General features: G+C 71.8%; 19 protein-coding genes. 7 read left to right on the top strand and 12 right to left on the bottom strand.

Annotation, left to right across the window (positions count from 1 at the left end; translation table 11 throughout):
* Positions 1-8 precede the first annotated feature (8 nt).
* On the bottom strand, positions 9-1241 hold the full coding sequence (locus ABZV93_RS00775) for a hypothetical protein (RefSeq protein ID WP_354928149.1): 1233 nt from the start codon (positions 1239-1241) through the stop codon (positions 9-11).
* Positions 1242-1690: 449 nt separating this feature from the next.
* Here ABZV93_RS00775 and ABZV93_RS00780 point away from each other — a divergent pair, with 449 nt between their 5' ends.
* The 3 genes from ABZV93_RS00780 (at position 1691) to ABZV93_RS00790 (ending at position 6978) form a co-directional block, all read left to right on the top strand.
* Entirely contained in the window at positions 1691-4273 is a 2583-nt protein-coding gene (locus tag ABZV93_RS00780) for a M14 metallopeptidase family protein (protein WP_354928152.1), read from the top strand.
* Between the two features lie 176 nt (positions 4274-4449).
* Positions 4450-5049, top strand: coding sequence for a GNAT family N-acetyltransferase (locus ABZV93_RS00785; protein WP_354928155.1), 600 nt, complete (start codon positions 4450-4452; stop codon positions 5047-5049).
* A 3-nt stretch (positions 5050-5052) separates the two neighbouring features.
* Complete coding sequence (locus ABZV93_RS00790; protein ID WP_354928158.1) at positions 5053-6978, top strand: beta-L-arabinofuranosidase domain-containing protein; 1926 nt, start codon at positions 5053-5055, stop codon at positions 6976-6978.
* A 399-nt stretch (positions 6979-7377) separates the two neighbouring features.
* Here the strand turns inward: ABZV93_RS00790 and ABZV93_RS00795 are convergent, their stop codons facing one another.
* The gene (locus tag ABZV93_RS00795; protein WP_354928161.1) at positions 7378-7875 is read right to left on the bottom strand and encodes a GNAT family N-acetyltransferase; all 498 of its coding nucleotides are present in this window, start codon (positions 7873-7875) and stop codon (positions 7378-7380) included.
* A gap of 192 nt (positions 7876-8067) precedes the next feature.
* Between ABZV93_RS00795 and ABZV93_RS00800 the strand changes: the two genes are divergently transcribed.
* A complete protein-coding gene (locus tag ABZV93_RS00800) occupies positions 8068-9048 on the top strand; it encodes an aminoglycoside phosphotransferase family protein (RefSeq protein WP_354928164.1) in 981 nt (326 codons plus the stop codon).
* Here the strand turns inward: ABZV93_RS00800 and ABZV93_RS00805 are convergent.
* From ABZV93_RS00805 to ABZV93_RS00830, 6 genes are all read right to left on the bottom strand, one after another.
* On the bottom strand, positions 9040-10308 hold the full coding sequence (locus tag ABZV93_RS00805) for a hypothetical protein (RefSeq protein WP_354928167.1): 1269 nt from the start codon (positions 10306-10308) through the stop codon (positions 9040-9042). The genes ABZV93_RS00800 and ABZV93_RS00805 overlap by 9 nt on opposite strands.
* Positions 10295-11143: a hypothetical protein gene (locus tag ABZV93_RS00810; protein ID WP_354928170.1), complete on the bottom strand. Its 849-nt coding sequence runs from the start codon at positions 11141-11143 to the stop codon at positions 10295-10297. Before ABZV93_RS00810 ends, ABZV93_RS00805 begins: the two co-directional genes overlap by 14 nt.
* Positions 11144-11169: 26 nt before the next feature.
* Positions 11170-11475, bottom strand: a complete 306-nt coding sequence (locus tag ABZV93_RS00815; protein ID WP_354928173.1) for a PadR family transcriptional regulator — start codon at positions 11473-11475, stop codon at positions 11170-11172.
* A 108-nt stretch (positions 11476-11583) separates the two neighbouring features.
* Complete coding sequence (locus tag ABZV93_RS00820; RefSeq protein ID WP_354928176.1) at positions 11584-11967, bottom strand: MerR family transcriptional regulator; 384 nt, start codon at positions 11965-11967, stop codon at positions 11584-11586.
* A gap of 34 nt (positions 11968-12001) precedes the next feature.
* Complete coding sequence (locus tag ABZV93_RS00825; RefSeq protein WP_354928179.1) at positions 12002-13054, bottom strand: NADP-dependent oxidoreductase; 1053 nt, start codon at positions 13052-13054, stop codon at positions 12002-12004.
* A 124-nt stretch (positions 13055-13178) separates the two neighbouring features.
* Entirely contained in the window at positions 13179-13700 is a 522-nt protein-coding gene (locus ABZV93_RS00830; protein ID WP_354928181.1) for a GNAT family N-acetyltransferase, read from the bottom strand.
* An 82-nt stretch (positions 13701-13782) separates the two neighbouring features.
* Between ABZV93_RS00830 and ABZV93_RS00835 the strand changes: the two genes are divergently transcribed.
* From ABZV93_RS00835 to ABZV93_RS00845, 3 genes are all read left to right on the top strand, one after another.
* Positions 13783-14289, top strand: coding sequence for a hypothetical protein (locus tag ABZV93_RS00835; RefSeq protein ID WP_354928184.1), 507 nt, complete (start codon positions 13783-13785; stop codon positions 14287-14289).
* A gap of 91 nt (positions 14290-14380) precedes the next feature.
* Positions 14381-14680: a hypothetical protein gene (locus ABZV93_RS00840; RefSeq protein WP_354928187.1), complete on the top strand. Its 300-nt coding sequence runs from the start codon at positions 14381-14383 to the stop codon at positions 14678-14680.
* Positions 14680-16401, top strand: coding sequence for an amidase (locus ABZV93_RS00845; protein WP_354928190.1), 1722 nt, complete (start codon positions 14680-14682; stop codon positions 16399-16401). The genes ABZV93_RS00840 and ABZV93_RS00845 overlap by 1 nt, the downstream gene beginning before the upstream one ends.
* A gap of 44 nt (positions 16402-16445) precedes the next feature.
* On the opposite strand, the gene ABZV93_RS00850 is transcribed toward ABZV93_RS00845, so the two are convergent.
* The 4 genes from ABZV93_RS00850 to ABZV93_RS00865 form a co-directional block, all read right to left on the bottom strand.
* A complete protein-coding gene (locus ABZV93_RS00850; protein WP_354928193.1) occupies positions 16446-17171 on the bottom strand; it encodes a GAF and ANTAR domain-containing protein in 726 nt (241 codons plus the stop codon).
* A gap of 31 nt (positions 17172-17202) precedes the next feature.
* The gene (locus ABZV93_RS00855) at positions 17203-17937 is read right to left on the bottom strand and encodes a GAF and ANTAR domain-containing protein (protein ID WP_354928196.1); all 735 of its coding nucleotides are present in this window, start codon (positions 17935-17937) and stop codon (positions 17203-17205) included.
* 228 nt (positions 17938-18165) lie between these two features.
* A complete protein-coding gene (locus ABZV93_RS00860; protein ID WP_354928199.1) occupies positions 18166-18885 on the bottom strand; it encodes a CDP-alcohol phosphatidyltransferase family protein in 720 nt (239 codons plus the stop codon).
* Positions 18867-19004, bottom strand: a complete 138-nt coding sequence (locus tag ABZV93_RS00865) for a hypothetical protein (RefSeq protein ID WP_354928202.1) — start codon at positions 19002-19004, stop codon at positions 18867-18869. Before ABZV93_RS00865 ends, ABZV93_RS00860 begins: the two co-directional genes overlap by 19 nt.
* Positions 19005-19026 lie beyond the last annotated feature (22 nt).

The raw sequence follows: 19026 nt of genomic DNA on the forward strand, positions 1-19026 counted from the left end.
CGAAGGGCTTACCAGGCGACGGGCCAGCCGGCGACGGCGGCGAACGGGGAGTAGCTTCCGGTCGCGGGCGAGTCCAGCACGCCGACCGCCCACAGCCGGCCCGCGACGACGTCCGCTGCCGTCAGCGCACCGTGAGCGGTGGTGGGAGCTTGCACCCGGCCGAACCCCGATCCGTGGTACTCGAGTACGAGGGGACTGCTGGACACGATGTCGTCGTTCACCTCGAACCTCTCACCGACCGCGAGCGGACGGCCGTTGCGCAGCGCCACGTCGTACAACTGCGCCGGGCCGCCGGGAACCGCCACGCGGGTCCAGGAGGAGCCGTCGTAGTGCAGGGCGAGCGGGCGTTCGCCCTCCGGGCCGCCGGTGTGGCTCACCCCCACCAGCCAGATGTCGTGCGGCCCCAGGGCCGCCATGGCGCTCGGGATCTCCGACCCGTCCGTGGGAAGGTCGCTGACCAACGTCCACCTGTCGCCGTCGAAGTGGGCGAGGCCGGCGTTCAGCCCGACCCAGGCGTCGTCGGCGGAGAGGACCGCCAGTGTGTTGCTGTTGATGGCGTCCTGCAGTCCCTCGTTCAGTGGGTGCCAGGTGTTGTCGGTGTACCGGTAGACGACCGCGCGTTCGGCGCCGTCGACGGCTGCCCAACCGGCCACCCAGACCGAGCCGTCGGGGGCGATCTTGACTTCGTCGAACGAACCGGTCGGCACCGACGGACCGGGCACCACCCGCCACGCCTGTCCGTTCCAGCGCATCACGAGCGGCTTGGGCCTCGACGGATCGGAGTTGTCCCCACCGACGGCCCAGACGTCGTTCGCGCCGGCGACGGCCACCTGGTCCAGGGTGGCGTCGAAGCGCACCGGCTGTGGCGTCGTGACCCACCGGCCTTCGACCCGGCGAACGGCGAGCGGACGCGTCTCCTCCGAACCGGTCAGCAGGTCCTTGCCGACGGCCCAGGTCGCGCCCGACCTGGCGTCGATGTCGACGAGCATCGCGTCGTCACGGTCGATCGGCGTCTGTGTCCAGTGCGGCGACGGTCTGCGCACATCGGCGGCCGTGGCACCGGCGGTCGTGGCACCGGCGGTCGTGGCACCGGCGGTCGCGGCACCGGCGGTCGTGGCACCGCCCGCGGTCGTGGCACCGACGGCAAGCGCCAAGGCGGCTATCGCGACCACCGCGGCGGAACTGCGGGTGGTCGTCCCCAGGGCCGCGACGGCGGCGGTGATTCGACGGTGGTGTGACATGGCCGGTCCTCCAGATCGTTGTCCTTCGCGTGAACGAACCCCCGTGGACGTTCACCGTGGAGAGTGCGCCGGGGCGATCCATCTCGTCGCCACCGCAGGGCCACCACCACCGCCGCCGTCGCCATCAGTACCAGGACCCGCAGCCAGGCGCCGAGGTTGCCCGACGGCGGCATCAGCTCGTCGGCGACGGCCCGCTGGCTGCCAGCCCGAACACCAGCTGTCCGGCCCCGCCGTCGACGTCGGTGTGCCTACTGGTCGCGTACCACGAACTCCCCATGGGGTGGCAAGGAAACGGTCACCCGGCCACGTTCAGACATCTTCTTGTGACTGAGCGGATCCGTCCCTAGATTGATCACTTTCCATGGCCGAGGTGTCGCTACTCGTGTCCTGAGTGCTCCTCCTACTGGTGTCCTGAGGTACGCATGAGACGCAAACTTCGAGCAGGACTCGTGATTCCGCTCGTCGCGGCGCTGGCCGCGGCCGTCGGCCCCTCCGCCTCGGGGTCGCTGACCAGGGCGAGCGACCCGCGCGAGGACAACCTGCCCACCCCCGCCTCGGTGCTCGGCTTCGAGCCCTGCGCCGACTACAAGCTGGCCACCTACGAACAGATCACCGACTACTTCGGTGCGCTCGACAAGGCCAGCGACCGGCTGCAGATGACGAGCATCGGCAAGACCTCCGAGGGCCGCGACCAGGTGCTGGGCATCGTGTCCGCGCCGGACAACCTCACCCCGGACAACCTGAAGAAGTACCGCGGCATCGCCGAACGCCTCGCACACGCACGCGGCCTCACCGACGCGCAGGCCAAGGACCTCGCCGCGGAGGGCAAGACCGTCGCCTGGGTCGACTTCGGCATCCACTCCACCGAGGTCGCACCGACGCAGACCGCGCCGAAGTTCGCCTACGACCTGGTGCGCAGCGAGAGCGCGGAGGCGAAGTCGATCCGCGAGAACGTCATCACGTTGTTCAACCCGAACGTCAATCCGGACGGTACGACGCACATCTCCCAGTGGTACATGGACCACGTGGGCGGGCCCTACCAGGACTCGAGCTACCCCGAGCTGTACCAGAAGTACGCCGGCCACGACGACAACCGCGACTGGTTCATGTTCAACCTGCAGGAGACCCGCAACCAGGGCGACGTCCTGTGGCACCAGTGGTATCCGCAGATGGTCTACAACACCCACCAGACGGCGGCGTACCCGGCGCGGATCTTCATCCCGCCGTTCAAGGACCCGAGCAACCCCAACATCCCGGCCGAGGTGATCCGGGGCATCAACCTGATGGGCGACGCGATGACCCAGCGGCTGGACCGCGAGGGCAAGGTCGGCGCGGTGTCCCGCCAGCAGTACGACCAGTGGTGGAACGGCGGGCTGCGTTCGGTGCCGGCGTTCCACAACCAGATCGGCCTGCTGAGCGAGACCGCCCACGCCTCGGCGACGCCGAAGTTCGAGGACCCGGCGAAGTTCCCGAAGGAGTTCCCCTACCAGGGCGTGTCGACGTCGCAGCCGTCGGCGTTCTACCCGAGCCCCTACAAGGGCGGCTGGTGGCACCTGAAGGACAGCTGCTCCTACATCGAGTCGACCGGCTGGGCCTACCTCAACACCGCTGCCACCGACCGGGAGGGCTGGCTGTACGGCGCCTACCGAATGGGCAAACAGGCCATCGAGGCGGGCGGGAACGTCGCGTACGTCATCCCGGCCGACCAGACCGACTTCGCCACCGCGGCCAAGATGGTGAACGTCCTGCGCTGGGGTGACGTCGAGGTCGAGCAGGCCGAGAAGTCGTTCGCGGTCGGCGACCGCACCTATCCCGCGGGCAGCTACGTCGTGCGGGAGGCGCAGCCGTTCCGGCCCTACGTCGTCGACCTGCTCAACCCGCAGAGCTACCCCGACCGGCGCAACCCCGATGGCACGCCGGAACGCCCGTACGACATGGCCGGCTGGACGTTGCCGTACCAGATGGGCGTCACCGTCGACAAGGTGGACGCGAAGCTCGACGTGCCGTCCAGGCAGGTGACCTGGGCGAGCGTGCCCGCGCCGACGATGCCGAGCCGTACGCCGGGTTACGCGTACGCCCTCGACCCGCGGGTCAACGACTCCTACACCGCCGCGATGAACCTGCTCCGCTCCAACGAGAAGGTCACCCGCACCACCGAGGCGGTGCAGACCGACCAGGGCACCTGGCCGGCGGGCACGTTCCTGGTCCCGGCCGACCGGTCCAGCGAGGCCAAGGTGCGCGGTCAGGCCCGCAGCCTCGGGCTGACGGTCGCGGGCATGGCCGCCGAGCCGGCGAAGACGGTGCCGGTCAGCAGGCCGCGGGTCGGGCTCTACCACGGCTGGGGCGGAAACTCCGACGAGGGCTGGACCCGCTACGTGCTGGAGCAGTTCAAGTTCCCGTACGCCCAGGTGCACGACGCCGACGTGCGGGCGGGCTCGCTGTCGAAGAAGTACGACGTGCTGGTGCTGCCGGACGCGACGTACTCCCGGATGCTGAACGGCCTGCGCGAGGGCTCGCTGCCGCCGGAGTACACCGGCGGCATGACCGCCGCGGGTGTGGCCAACTTGAAGAGGTTCGTCGAGGACGGCGGGACGCTCGTCACCGTCAACGACGCCGCCCAGCTGCCGATCCAGGCGTTCGGCGGCTTCCCGGTCACCGACGTCACCGAGGGAGTGCCGTCCACGAAGTACTACTCGCCGGGTTCGGTGGTGGCGACGAACGTGCAGCCCACCACGCCGGTGACGTGGGGCCTTCCGGAGAAGCTGGACGCGTACTCCTCGACCAGCCCGGCGTTCACGGTCACCGGTGACGCCGGCGCGGTCAGCACGCCGGTGACCTACCCGCAGGAGAACATCCTGCGCAGCGGCTGGCTGCTCGGTGAGGACCTGGTCGCCGGCAAGGCGGCGGTGGCCGACGTGACGTACGGCAAGGGGCGAGTGGTCCTGCTCGGCACCAGCGTGCAGCACCGGGCGCAGGCCCACGGCTCGTACAAGCTGCTGTTCAACTCGCTGCTGCTGGGAGGGGAACGCTGACCGTGACGAGACGCTGAGCCGCTGAGCCGGTTCGTGGCCTGGGTCCCCGTGCACCGTGGTGCACGGGGACCCACGCTTTTCGGTGCCCTGTGCCCTGTGCCCTGTGCCCGGTGCCAGGGGTCGTGTCGGTGCAGGCGGGTAGGTTGGCTCGAACGTCACGGATGCAGGAGGTGCGTATGGGTGCAGAAGGCGGTCGGACCGAGGGGGGACCACCGCGGCAGTTGCGGATGCTCTGGCCGGCCGGGCAGTTGCCAGAAACCGAGGCCACCCGGCTGCCGGATGGGTACGTCCTCCGCCAGGGCCGCCCCGACCAGGACGTTCCCGCGTTCCGGGAGCTGATGGCGCGGGTCGAGCTCGGCACCTGGGACGACGACAAGCTCGCCGAGACGCTGGAGACGGTCGTCCCCGACGGTTGGCATCTGGTCGTGCACGAGCCGACCGGGACGGTCGTCGCGACGGGCATGTCGCAGCGCCGGCCGGTGCCCGACCTCTATCCGAACGGCCACGAGGTCGGCTGGATCGCCGCGCACCCCGACCACAGCGGCCGAGGCCTCGGACGGGTGGTCACCGCCGCCGCGACCGCACGCCTGGTCGAGGTCGGCGCGAAGTGCGTCTACCTGCAGACCGACGACTTCAGATTGCCGGCGTTGCACACCTACCTTCGGCTCGGCTTCCGCCCGCACCTGTGGGCGGCCGGCATGGTCGAGCGGTGGCGGGAGATCTGCGAGCGGCTGGGTGCACCGCTCCAGCCCGCCGAGTGGCCGGTCGAGGGCTGACGGGTGTCGAGCGCACGCGGCCGTGCCCGCCTCACCGAACTCCCGCTGGGCGCGATCCGGCCCCGCGGCTGGCTCGCCGACCAGTTGCGGCTGCAGGCCGACGGCCAGACCGGGCAGCTGGAGGACATCTGGCCCGACGTCGGACCGGACAGCGCCTGGCTCGGCGGTGACGGCGAGGGCTGGGAGCGCGGGCCCTACTACCTCGACGGGCTGGTGCCGCTGGCGTACGTCCTCGACGACGGCGAGCTCAAGGCCAGGGCGCAGAAGTGGATCGAGGCGATCCTGGCCGGCCAGCGCGACGACGGCTGGTTCGGGCCACCGGGTGACGACGACTGGTGGCCGCGGATGGTGGCGCTGAAGGTCCTCACGCAGTACGCCGACGCCACCGGAGACGACCGCGTGCCGCCGTTCCTGCGCAGCTACTTCGCCTTCCAGGCGCGGACCCTGCCGCGGCGTCCCCTGCACGGCTGGGGACGCGCGCGCGGCGCGGACAACGTCCTGTCGGTCATGTGGCTGTACGACCGGACCGGGGAGGAGTGGCTGCTCGACCTCGGCCGGCTGCTTCTGGCCCAGACCCACGACTGGGCGACCTTCCTCACCCGCGACCTGCCCGCCGGGCCCGCTCCGGCGTTCCGCCACCTGGTCCACGGTGTCAACGTCGCGATGGGGCTGAAGACACCGGCCGTCGCCGCGCTGGTCGACGAGGACGGCGACGCCGGCCTGGTCCGGCACGCGGAGGAGCTTCGCGAGATGCTGGCCAACCTGATGCGCCTGCACGGACTCGTGCACGGCTGCTTCTCCGGGGACGAGTGGCTCGGCGGCCGCGAGCCCCACCACGGTGTGGAGACCTGCCTGGTGGTCGAGTGGATGTTCACCCTCGAGCACCTGGTGCGGATCCTCGGCGACGGCAGCCATGCCGACCTGCTGGAGCAGACCGCGTTCAATCTTCTCGCCGCCAGCAGCGACCCGCGGATGCTCGCGCACCAGTACCACCAGCAGGCCAACCAGGTGCTGGTCTCCTTCGCCGACCGCGACTGGAGCTTCAGCGGACCCGACGCCAACGTCTTCGGCCTCGAACCCCACTTCGGCTGCTGCACCGCCAACCTTCACCAGGGCTGGCCGAAGTTCGCCCGGTCGCTGTGGATGCGGGCCGACGACCAGACCCTGGCGGTGGTCTCCTACGCGCCGTGCCAGGTGGACTCGGAGGTGGCGGGTCACCCCGTGCGGCTGGACGTCCGGACCAGCTACCCCTTCGACGAGGAGGTGGAGATCGCGGTGGACCCGGGGCCGGTGCGGGAGTTCGCGCTGCGGCTGCGGATCCCCGGCTGGTGCCAGGAGCCGAGCCTGACCGTGGGCGGGGAGCCGATGCCGGTCACGCCCGACCAGGACGGCTTCGTCACCGTGCGGCGTACGTGGGCCGACGGCGACGTGGTCCACCTCCGGTTGCCGATGCGGGTGCGGACCGTGCCGCGGGACAACGGCGCAGTCGGTTTCCGGCTCGGGCCGCTGGTGCTGGTGCACGCGGTCGGTGAGATCTGGCGTCCCGTACCCGATCACGCCGGGCTCGCGGAATGGGAGATCACGCCCCGCACGTTCTGGAACCTCGGCGCCCTGGTGGACGATCCGGCCGGCGTCGACGGCGTCGACGGCATCGACGGCGTCGATGCCGTCGGCTCCTGGCCGGTCCAACGCCGGCCCGTCGGGCCGGTGCCCTTCGCGGTGGACGCGGCTCCGGTCGTGGTGCGCGGACGCGGAGCCCCGCTGCGCCAGTGGCGGATGCGGGACAACTCCGCCGGCCCGCCACCGGCCGGACCGGTCGCCACCAGAGCGCCGGTGATGGAACTGCGGCTGCTGCCCTACGGCTCAGCCCGGCTCCGAGTGGCCGAGCTGCCCACGGTGACGGTGACGCCCGAGCCCGCCGACGACTGAAGCGCGGCGCCCCCGACCGGTCAGGGCGCCGCTGGCGTCCAGGGTGGGTGCCCAGGCCGTCTTCAGGACGTCCGGGGCGGTGGCGTATCGCCCCAGCTGCGCGAGCACCAGCGCATCCGGCTGCACCGCGCGCATCCGCCGGAACGCCGGTGCCAGGATGCAGCGCCGCGGGTAGTGCTGGTTGTCGGTGCGTGCCCGGCCGGGTGAGGGCCGGGTCGGGCCGCCGGCGCGGTCGGAGCCGGCCGACTCGAACGGGTCCGCGGACAGGCGGAATTCATCCGGCTTTCCGTCACACAATTAACCGCCGGGCAATGAGGACTTTCTCGTTCTCGGTTCGGAATTTCCGTGCCGCAGGTAGGGAGTATTCGCGAATTCCCTGATCAGGCGGGCGAAGCGGGTTCAGACCGTGAGGGACAGCCAGACGTCCGGCGGAATCTCCGGCTTTCCCGGCACCGGGCGGCGCTCCTCGGTCCAGCGGTCTCCGGCCGCCTCGGCCGCGATCCGCCGCCAGAACCTCGCCGCTCCGGGGTTCTCCTCCTGGAACGCGATCTCCCACTTGCCGGGGTGCCGGCGCAGCAACTCGAGCGCGACGTCGCGGCCCACCCCGCGGCGGCGTACCGCCCGGACGACGAAGAACTCGCCCAGCACGTGACTGTCGCCCTTCAGCCCGCGCATCAGCACGAACCCGGCCGGCTGCCGGCCCCACAGGACGAGGTAGCCACACCTGTCCGGGTCGTCGAAGTAGGCGGGGACCCGGGTCCACCTGAACAGGCCCGCGGCGTCGGGCAGCGTGCCACGGAATTCCGACAGGTCGTGCGCGTACAACTGCCACAGCCGGTCGATCGTGGGCCGGTCCTCGTCGGTCATCCGGTGCAGCGAAACGGGGGTGTCGTTCACCGGCTCACCATACGGAAGCCGACCCGGTCGTGCGTGCCGGGTCGGCACAAGCCGGCTGGGTGTGCTGGGCGGGCAGAAGCCGGCCGGTCGGCACTGACGAGGTGTCGGTGCCCGCTGCTATACCGGGTTCTCCATGGTCGGCCGTCCATGCCTGACCGGCCATGGCCGTCCTGCCCGACCACGGAGGAACCGATGAACCGACCGCCGGGTATGCCGCCAGACCTTCTTCCGCGATCCGTGGTCCGGGCACTCGCCGCGCTCGGGCCCGACCTCCCGTCCGGGCTCGACGGCGTGCGCAGGCATCGCCGCCTGGCCGGAGGTGCGTCCGGGTCGGCCGTCCACCTGCTGTCGCTGGACGGCGACCGGGAGGTTGTCCTCAAGGTCACTGGCGGCGGTGACCGCGCCCGGCGGGAGCTCGGCTTCTACCGCGAGGTGGCGGCCCTGCTGCCGGTGCGCACGCCGCGACTGCTCGCGGGCGTGGAGACGGCCGACGGGCAGACCGTGCTGCTGCTCACCCGCGCCCGGCCCGCGGCCCCGCCGGACCGGTGGGCCGCTCGCGACTGGGAGCGGGCGGCCGCCCAGCTTGGCGCCCTGCACCGACCGGAGGTCGCCGAGAGCGTCACCGGGTTCGGCCTGCTGACCCGCACCGAGGTGGGTGGACCCGCCGCGGCCGATGCTGCCGGTGCTGTCCGTGCGGCCTGGCGCCGACTGGGGCACGAGCACCTCGCCGGTCCGCTGCTGGACCGGCGGGCCGAGTTCGACCGCGCGCTGCCCCGGCTGCCGACCTGTCTGTGCCATGGAGACTGGCACGTCGCCAACCTGCTGCTCGAAGGTGACGAGCAGGACGAGGAGTTCGTGTGGATCGACTGGCAGGAGGTCGGTCTGGGTCACGGGCCGGGAGACCTCGCGCTGTTGTGGCAGCGGGCGGAGTTCGACGGGGGCGAACCTCCGCGGGAGGCGATGTTCGCCGCCTACGCGCGGGCACGAGGAGTCCCGCTCGACGCCACCCTGCGGGCGGCTACGGCCGCGGCCGAGATCCGGCTGATCCTGTACGGCTGGCCCGACCACCTGCAGTCCGTCGACGCGTCCCGGCGCGACGTCGTGCTCGGCCGGTTGAGCCGGCTCGCGGCCGAGTGGGAGACGTTCGGACGAGCCCCGGTCCGGTCACGGTGACGGCGGGCCGCGGTGGAGGAGTACGCGTACCTCCGGAAAGCTCTGCGGACTGGAGGCGGTGAGCAGAGGCCGGGTGGAGCCGTGCGCCACATGGTCGAGGAACGCCACCAGGTAGGCGTTCTGCACCGTCAGTGCGCGGTCGCCGTCGCCGGACCCCAGGGCCAGCAGCGCACGCAGTGGCCGGGCGAGGTAGTACGCCCCGTAGTCGGTGAAGTTGAAGTGGCGCGCCCCGGTGATCGCGTACGCGTACTCCTCGCCCGTACTCGCCGACAGCAGGGAGCGCGCGGTTCCCAGATCGTCACGGTCGTTATCGGTCGTCGTCGAGCAGGTGCCGGTGATGCAGGAGTTCTCGCTGCCGATGAGCATCAGCGGTGCCCGCAGCCCGACGCGTACGACGGGTCCGAACTGCTTGCCGTCGAGGTCGACGGCTCCCGCGCAGGCCGGGTCCGTACGGCAGGCCTCCAGCGACGCCGCTCCGCCGAAGGAGTGCCCGACGTAGGTGACCCGGCCCGTGCCCACGTGCCCACGAAGGTCGACGTGCCCGCCGCCGGACCGGTCCAGCGCGGCCACCCGGCGGGCCGCGAACCTCGCGTCGGCGGCCCACACCGCGACGAGCCGGTTCGCCTCGGTCGTGGCCCGGGCCGAGCTGCCGTCCAGGTCATTCGGGTTGCCCGCCTCGGTCGCTCCCACCGGCCGGCCGTGCACGACGCTGTGGTTCGCGCTGTAGGTCGGCGTGACCCCCGCGACGAGGTAGCCGTGGCCGGCGAGGTTCTCCGCGAGCGTGGTGTACTGCGGCGCGGCGAAGCCCAGGCCGGGCTCGAGCACCACCACCGGGAACCGCCCCTTCGCGACCGGAACGCCTTCCCGCGCGTGGATCCGGACCCTGTCGAAGCTGCTCTCACCGACCCCGACGAGGCCCGGGAAGTGGAGGTCGCTCCACGCGCCCGGTGCGTAGCGGGCGGGATGCCCGCGCCGGGCGTCGGCCCGGGAGACGGGATACCACAGCCAGACCGACAGTTCGCGAGCTGAGCCGGGGTGCGGTGCGAGCGGGTCGGTCCGCCCGGCGTCGGTCCAGTCGTACGCCGTCCGCCCGACGGCGTACTTACCCGTCGGCGCAGGAAGCGTCACCGGCCGGGCGCTGCGGACCGCGACGTAGCCGATGTACCCCGCGCAGATCACCACCACGGCGAGGAGGACCCCGAGGGCGACGGTGAGCACGCGGCGCAGTCGGCCGCGCCGGCGTCGCTCAGCCCTGGCCACGATCGCTCCTGGCGTTCGGCGTGGCGGCCCGCAGACCCCGCGCGCAGGAGGTCGCCGCCACCACCAGCGCCAGTGCCGTCCCGGTGGCGTAGGCGAGGAGGGGAGTGGACGGTCCGCTCGGCGTCGACGGATTCGTGAAGGCCGGGACGAGCACCGCGGCCAGGCCGATGGCGGCGGTGGCCCCCATCGAGACGATGGCGGCCGCGCCCGCCACCAGCGCGACCACGAGCGGCCGCCCGGCCACCGGTGTGTGGCGCAGCGCCGACGCCGGTCCGACGGCCGAGGCGAGCGCCGCCGCGCCACCGACCGCGGTCAACGCCAGAAACCAGGTCGTCCCGATCCCCACGCCCGGCCGTGGAGAGTGCGGAACGAGCCGGCTGACCGTCACCGCGGCGGTGAGGAAGCCGGCGGCCGCGACGACGGGTACGCCCAGCGCGGCGACGGTCCGCACCCGCCGGTGGGTGGCGCGCACGACGGCGCCCGCCAGCGGCATCCCGCCGAGCGCCAAAGCCAGCACGGAAGCCGCGGCGCAGGCGACATACACCGCGCGCAGTCCACCGCCCGCGAGCGTGCCGGGCGTGGGATCGTCGTGCAGTTGGCCGAAGACGACGGCGCCGGCAGTGAGCGTCACCCAGGCGAACAGCGTCGTGGCGACGCTGGCGCGCATCCGGGCGGCGCGGTCGTGCAGGTGGGCCGCCGGCCGGATCCATGCCGACGCCGCCGCCGGAAGGACGTCGAGGACCTGGCGGAGGTGGACGCCGGTGTCCTCCAGGAGCGCCACGAACTCCTCGCCGTACCGCTCGCGCCACGCCGGGGGATACAACGCGACCACCATCGTGGCCCGCCCCCGTAGCCCCGACCTCACCGTGCCGCCGCCGTTCTCAGCCGGCGGGCCCCGAGGTCGGCGACCAGCCGCATCTGGCGAAGCTGCTCGCTGAGTGCCTCCGTCCCGGCGGCGGTGAGGCGGTAGGGGCGGCGCCGGGCCTGCGCCGGGAGTGCCTCGATCAGGCCGCCTTCCTCCAGCCGGGCGAGTACGCCGTACAGCGTGCCCGGGCCCAGCGTCACCCCCACCCGCTCGGCGATGTCCTGCGTGATCGCGTACCCGTGCTTCTCGCCGCCGGCCAGGCTGGTCAACACGAGCACCCACGCGTCGGTCTCCGGCGCCACCGTTCCTCCTCCACCGTCTCCGCCGCGTCGTTCTCCACGGCGATCGGCAATTACTACGCCGTACGATACATCGGCTAGCGTAGTAGTCCAGAGGTTTCGGTCAGGTGGTCATCCGGTCGGGGCGCTCGTGCGTATCCGGTCCGCCAGCCGGTCGCGGGTCTCGGTGAGCCGGGCGATCTCGGCGTCCAGCGCGGCCAGCCGGCGTTGGGCGATCCCGGCTCGCTCGCTGGTCTGCGCGGTCGCGGCGCAGCGCTTCGGCAGACCGTCGATCGAGGACCTGTCCAGCCAGTCCGCGCAGCCGCGCACGTCCTCCACGGTCAGGCCCAGGGCGAGCAGTTCCCGGACGAGCCGTACGCGGGACACGTCGCGGCTGGTGTACTCGCGGTACCCGGCCACCGTCCGGGCCGGCTCGGGGAGCAGTCCGCGTTTCTCGTAGAAGCGCAGGGCCCGTGCCGTCGTCCCGGCCGCCGCTGCCGCATCGCCGATTCGCATGTCTCCTCCGTCGAGATCGCGGGCCCGCGGGTGCCTACAACGCCACGACCACCGTGCCCAGGTGCTTACCTGCTGCCGCGTCGTACAACGCCTGTGGGGCGTTTTCGATGCCCTTGATCCGGACGTGCGGGAAGGAGATGGCTCCGGCGCGCAGCCACTCGGCAAACCTTTCGGTCCATTCCGCCCGCACCGACGGCGCGGTGTCCAGCCCGCTGAACCCCCGGATCCGCAGGCGCTTGAGGATCACCGCGAACGAGTCGATCTCGACCGGCGCGCTGGGGCTGGGCCGCACCGGTGAGAGCTGCGAGGACAGCGCGCCGAGGAGGACGAACCGCGCTCCCGGGCGGGCCGCCGCCACCGCCGCCTGGAGCTGTTCGCCGCCCACGTTGTCGAAGTAGACGTCGATCCCGTCCGGTGCGGCCTTGGCCAGTTGCCCGGCGACCGGTTCGTCGTCCCGGCCGCGGAGCAGAACGGCGTCGTAGCCCAGGTCCGCGACGAGCCGGTCGGCCTTCGCCTGGATGCTGGTACTCCCGACGACCCGGCCCGCGCCGAGCAGCCGTGCGATCTGCCCGGCCATCGAGCCCAGCGAGCCGGCCGCGCCGGAGACGAACACCGTGTCGCCGGGGCGTACGCCCGCCGCGTCGGTGAGTGCGTCGTACGCCGTGGATCCCTGCGACAGGTGGGCGGCCGGGTCGGGGAGGACGTCGCCCAGGGGAGCGGCCTCGGACGCGGGCACGACGGCGTACTCCCGCCATCCCTGTGAGTGCGACACCAGGTCTCCGGGGCGGACGGTCGCACCGGCAGGTGCGGAGACCACCTCCCCGATCGCGCCGCCGAACAAGGTGTCGCCGACCCGCAGCGGCGGCAGCGGCGCATCCTCCACACTGTCACCCATCAACGTGCGCAGGGCGGGGAAGACGTGGAAGAACCGGTTGCGCAGCAGCACCTCGTCGGTGCCGGGCACCGGGGCGGGTGTCTCGACGACGGACAGATCCTCCGGGCGCGGAAGCGTGTCGGGTACGGAGGCGAGCCGGACCTCGCGTGACGTACGGGGCGGGATGGGCGCGTGCTGGGCGGGGCTGGACACGGTGGGCTCCTCGATGTGCGGTCGAGCATGCGTCGGCATGCGTCGGCGGCGGGTGATCACCCGCCGCGCCGCGACGCTAATCCCTGACCCGCACGTCAAGGTCAAGCCCGATCCTGCCGGACTTCTACGGTTTTCCAGGGTTCACGTCGACGTTCACCTCGACGCCGCGAAGGCTGTGCCGGAAGGAGAGTTGGCGTCCGTCGTCGCGGGTGCCCCCGTCGCGGCGCCAGCCGGTCGCCTCGTAGAACGCCTGACCGCGGGTGTAGCCCGCGACCGTCCACAGCACCGCCTCGCGGTAGCCGGACTCCGCCAGCGAAGCGAGCGCCGTGCGCATCAGGGCGCTTCCGACCCCGCCGCGCCAGTACGTGGGATCGACGGCGATCGTGTCGAGTTCGCCGAGGTGGGGGTCGACCGGGTCGCGGCTGGGGCCGACTCCGACCATGCCGACGATGCGCCCGGTGGTGGTTTCCGCGACCCACCAGCGGGTCCGGCCGCTCGTCAGGTCGTTCTCCCAGCGCCGGATCCGGTCGTCGTCGAGCCCGACCGTACCCATCAGGTCGCCGAACCCGGAGTTCCACGAGTCGACGTAGATCCGGGCCACCCGCGGCGCGTCCTCGGCGCGTGCTTCGCGTATGCCGGTCGCCATCCGCTCAGTCTGCGCAGGTGCGGGACCATCCGTCACGTCCGGACGGCTCGCGAGGCCGCCGGGACGGGCGCACACTGTGCGCATGCCGGACACCGCGCGGCGTGCCCCGAGGCGCACCCTGTTGCTGGCCGTGGTTGCCGCCGCGGTGGTCGTCCCCGGCGTCGGCGTGACCACCGCGGCCGCCGGCGACGCACGAGTTCGTGCCGGGCACGCGCGCCACTACCCGGAGCTGGGGCTCGACCTCGTTCCCGCGCCGGCTGGAACCGTTCCCACACTGTCGGCCGGCGAGGCGGTTCGGTCGTACGAACACAGCCGGGGTGGTGCGACCTGGCAGCCACCCCGGCGGCCGCGCACCGAGGTGATGCTCGCCGGCGGTCGCGCGGCACAGACACTCACCAGCCGACTGGTGTGGGTGCTCACCTGGCGCGACATCGAGGCGGCGGTCGAAGGCCCGGCGACCCTCTCCAGGGCCGAACGCCGGGCACTGCGGCAGCAGGTGCGGTTCGACGGCACCGCCGTCGTGGACGCCACCACCGGTGAGGTGCTCGTCGTTTTCGAGGAAGGCCACGACCGGCCCCGGCCAGCATGATCGCCTTCACAGGCGGGAGATCGGCGTGTTACGTGTCGGACACAGGTCGGCCCGAGAGTTGGTCGCGCATTCCCGCCCTCGAAGGAGAGCCATGCCACCCACCCCACCGACCGACGCCGAGCTGGACGTGATGATTCGCGTCCGGCTCGCATCGTTGGGAATCGATCTCGACCAGCTTCCGGCCGGCACCGACCCGGACCCACTGACCGGCGCGCCCGGCCGCGACGCCGCGCTGGCGTCGTTGCGCTCGTTCGTCCGGGGGACCGTCGGCACCCTTGCCGGCTACCAGCTTCCGGCCACGGCGGGTGCCGACGCGGAGACGGCGGACGCGCTGTCCCAGCAGCACGCGCCGATGCTCTATCCCTCGATCAGTACCGAATGGCGGCGGTGATGGCGAACGAACCCGTCGACCGGCGCGTGGACCGCCGGGCCTTCCTCGCTCGCTCGGCCGCCCTAGCCGCGGCCGGTGCCGCCGGTACGGCAGGTGCGATCGCGCTGCCCTCGGCCGCCGGCGCCGCGACGACCGCGACGACCGCCGTGACGACGAGCGCGGCGACGAGCGTTGCCGCCCTGACGCCGGCGCGCCGCGCCCCGAACCTCGACCAGCCGAACGCCTACGCCCGACCGCGCCCGGAGGCGGTGGCCGACCCGACCGAGCTCACCCTGGCCGAGGCGGCCTGGATGATCAGGGCGCAACGGCTCACCCCGCAGCGGCTCCTCGAGGCGTACCTCGCCCGGATCGGCACCTACGACACGACCTATCAGGCGTTCAACGTGGTTCTGGTCGAGCAGGCGATGGCGGCCTCGCGTGTCGCGGGAAGGTCGAGACACCTGGGCCCGCTGCACGGCATTCCGCTGGCGATCAAGGACAACTACTACACGCGAGGCGTCCGCACGACGGCGAACTCCTTCCTGTTCGAGGACTTCGTACCGCCGTACGACGCGACGCCGGTGGCGAGGCTGACCGCGAACGGCGCCATCGTGCTGGGCAAGACGCAGATGGGCCCACTGGCGACCACTCGGGCGACCACTCCCGCCGGTGTGGTCACCACGGTGAACGCCTGGGCGCCGGCCAACCCGCGGGTGGACCCCGGTGGGTCCTCCACCGGCACCGCCACGTCGGTCGCCGGACGGATGGCGACCTCCGGCACCGGAACCCAGACCGGCGGCTCCATCACCGCGCCGTCGAACGCCCAGAACCTCACCGGTCTCAAGCCGACCATGGGCAGGGTCTCCCTGCACGGCATCGTTCCGCTCACCTACACCCGCGACCATCCCGGACCGCTGGCCCGGGACGCCAAGGACGCGGCCATCATGCTCGCCGCGATGGCGGGGGAGGACCCGCAGGACCCGCGTACGCAGGGACTCCCACCGGTGCCCGACCTCATCACCGCTGCCACCCCGGTCCGCCGAGGGGGCAAGGTGAGCTTGCGGTGGCGGACGAGGATCGGAGTCCTTCCCGGCTTCGCCGACGGGACCTCGGACACGGCGCAGGCGCGCAAGGCGTACTTGACGAAGCTGGCATCGATCCCAGGTGTGCGGCTGGTGGACGTGCCCTTCCCCGAGGAGTGGGACCTGCTCACCGGCAACGAGTTCAACAACGTCCGGCTGCCCGAACGCAGTGAGCCGTTCATGCCCTACCTGCGGGAGAACCTGCCGGGCTTCGGGGTCTCGGTGCTGGGCTGGCTGCAGGGTGCACTGCTGGGCGGCAACGAGTTCCTCACCGGACAGCGTGCCAAGCTGTTGTTGCTGGAACGCGTTCTGGACCAGATCTTCGACCACTGTGACGTGGTGGTGCAGACCGGCCCGGTGCCGTTCGACATCCTGGGCCTGCCCGAGATCGCGTTCCCGATCGGGTTCACCGGCGCCGGGTTGCCGATCGGGACCATCCTCGGCGGACTGCCCTACGGCGAGGACCGGTTGTTGTCGGTCGCGGCCGCCTACCAGGCGGTCACCGACTGGCACTGGCGGCGCCCGGCCGATCCGCCCGCGTCGGCCGCTGACGCCCGCCGCGGCGACACGCTGAAGACCCGGCGATCGGTGCGGGCCGGCGCCGCCGATCCGGCGCGCGGCCGGCTCAGCGCCGACGAGGTGGCCGCCACCACGCAGTAGTCGTCGACGCAGTACACCTCATCGACAGACCACCTCGGCAGACCTCATCGACGAGCGATCGACAGTTTGCCCTCCACGATCTCGACGGCCACCTCCGTGAGCTTGCGGCGGTGGCCGCGGGCGTATCCCCTCAGCACGGTGAACGCGTCGGCCACGTCGATCCGATGGCGTTCGGCGATCACGCCCTTGGCCTGTTCGATGACGATGCGGCTGTTCAGGGCGGCCTGCAACTGCCCGACCAGGACGTCGTTGTGGTGGACGGCACGTTCCTGGAGGATGCCGATGGTGGCGATGTCGGCCAGCGCCTGGCCGATCCGGAGTTCGTCCGACTCCAGCGGCCCGGCCTGTTCGTTGAACAGGTTCAGCGCGCCGATCGTCTCGTCACGCAACCGCAGCGGCACAGCGTGCACCGCGTGGTAGCCGGCGGCAGAGGCCTCCGCGGCGAACCGCGGCCACCTGCTCTCCCCGGCCAGGTCGGGGACGATCACCTGGCTGCTCGTACGGAAGCAGTCCATGCACGGTCCCTGCTCGGCCTGCAACTGGAACAGTTCGAGCAGGTCGGCCTGTGCGCTCGAGGACGACACCAGGTGGAGTGTGCCGCGATGGTCGGACAGCATCAGCCCGGCGGCGTCGATCGGCAGCAGATGCACGCACTCGTCGGTGAGCCGGTGGAGCAGGTCGATGACGTCGTAGTCGTCGACCAGGGAGTCGGCAAGAGTCACCAGGACCTCGGCAAGCTCGCGCGCTTGGCTGCGATATCCCTCACTCACGGCATTGACACCCCCTCGGGAGTTCCGTTGGTCATGGCGTTCCTCCTGCGAGCCGAAGTCGTCGCGCGACGACCTCGCGGGCGACCTCGTCGATGGGCCGTTCGTTGGCGAAGGCGTACGCCCGCAGCATGGCCAGGGCCTGTTCGGCGGACACTCCGGTCTGGGCCAGGATCATGCCGGTCGCCTGGTGGATCTCCGCCCGGTGCAGGGGAAGGTCCACGAGTCCGGTCATCACCTCGGCCTCGTATGCCGCCTGACCTTCCTTGGGGTCGCCCCGGCGGTCGAGCAGCGTCCACATGGCCGCGTCGGCCATCCGCAGCGCGTTCGTCAGCGCCTTCAGCGGCAGCCCGCCGGGGGCAAGACTGTAGAGGTCCATTACACCGACCTTGATCGCGCCGAGCTGAAGGGGGAGTACGTACAGCCCACGGGCGGCCGTGCGCTGGGCGTGCAGCGAGAACACCGGCCAGCGGCGGTCGACCCGCTCCTTCAGGTCCGGGATCAGCACCGGGCGGCCGGACTCGAACGCCTCCATGCACGGCCCCTCGCCGAGGGTGAACTGCAGCTCGTCGATGCGACCGGCGACCTCGTCGCTGGCACAGACGGGTTCCTGGCGATCCAGGGCGGTCATCATGGTGATGGCCGCACCGTCGATCGGCAACGCCGCGACGCCGGCCCGGCACACCCGAAGCGGTGCCTCGTCGCCTCCCTCGGCGACGATGGCAGCCAGTGCCTCCCCCAGCGCATCCCCGTGCGCGTTGTCAACCATCGCGGACGTCCAGGCAGCCGTTCAGGCGGTCGTTCGAACAGACGAACCGGTGGGTGCGTACGGATGGTGGTTGCCGGATCATGCATCGCCCTTCTCCCCGCGACAGGAACGGGCCGTCGTCGTCGGTTCCCCCGCAGGTCGGATCGACGCACCGATGCAGTTACGGACTCCGGTTCCACACAATACGCAGGTCCGTCCTTGACACAACCGGTCGAGCCCGACGACCGCTCAGGCCTGCGCACGGCGACGGCGCTGCGGCGAGGTTCGACGAGTACGGTGCTGCCACAGTCGCACGACGTCGCGACCGAACGACCAGACCAGCGACGTGAACGCCAGTACGACCACCGCGACGGACGCCGACCGGGGGAGCAGGCCGGAGGCGGCGACCAGAAGCGCGATTCCCTGAAACACCCCGACGACTTTGCGGGCCTGGCTCGGCGGCAGCGGGCCGCGCAGCCACGGTGCCACCCAGGACGCGGCGACGAACACGTACCGCAGGCAGCCGATCGCCACCACCCAGCTGCCGAGCAGAGCCGCGGCGAACACGCTCAGTACGAGGACGAGGAGCGCGTCTGCCTCGATGTCGAACCTCCCGCCGAGCTCGGAGGAGGTCCCGGTGGCCCGGGCGACCCGGCCGTCGACCGTGTCCAGGACGAGCGCCACGGCGGCGATCGCGGAGAGCGCGGCCGGCGACGGCCGGCCGAGGTGGTCGGCGGCCAGCGCGACCACGGCGGCGATGAGGACCACCCGGACGAGGGTGACGGCGTTGGCCGGCCCGAACCTACCGGTCCGTGGACGCCGGAAGGCCACGGACAGGACGGCCCAGCTCACGAGCGCGTAGGTGGTTCCGGTGAGCAGCCCGGGTACGCCCAGCCCCGCGGTGGCCCACAGCCCGGCCAGCAGGGCGAGTTCGGCCACGGCGCCCGCGGTCAGCTCCCATCGAAACACGGTCCCGGCTTCCAGTCGGTGAGTGCGTCGGTGCCGACGCGCTTGATCTGGGACACGGCTGCCCAGGGCGCAGGGTTCAGCTCGGCGTCCACCGGGTCGGCGTGGTCGGATCCGGACACGTCCCAGACCCTAGCCATGCGC

This window comes from Actinopolymorpha sp. NPDC004070 (genome assembly GCF_040610475.1).
Classification (GTDB): Bacteria; Actinomycetota; Actinomycetes; order Propionibacteriales; family Actinopolymorphaceae; genus Actinopolymorpha.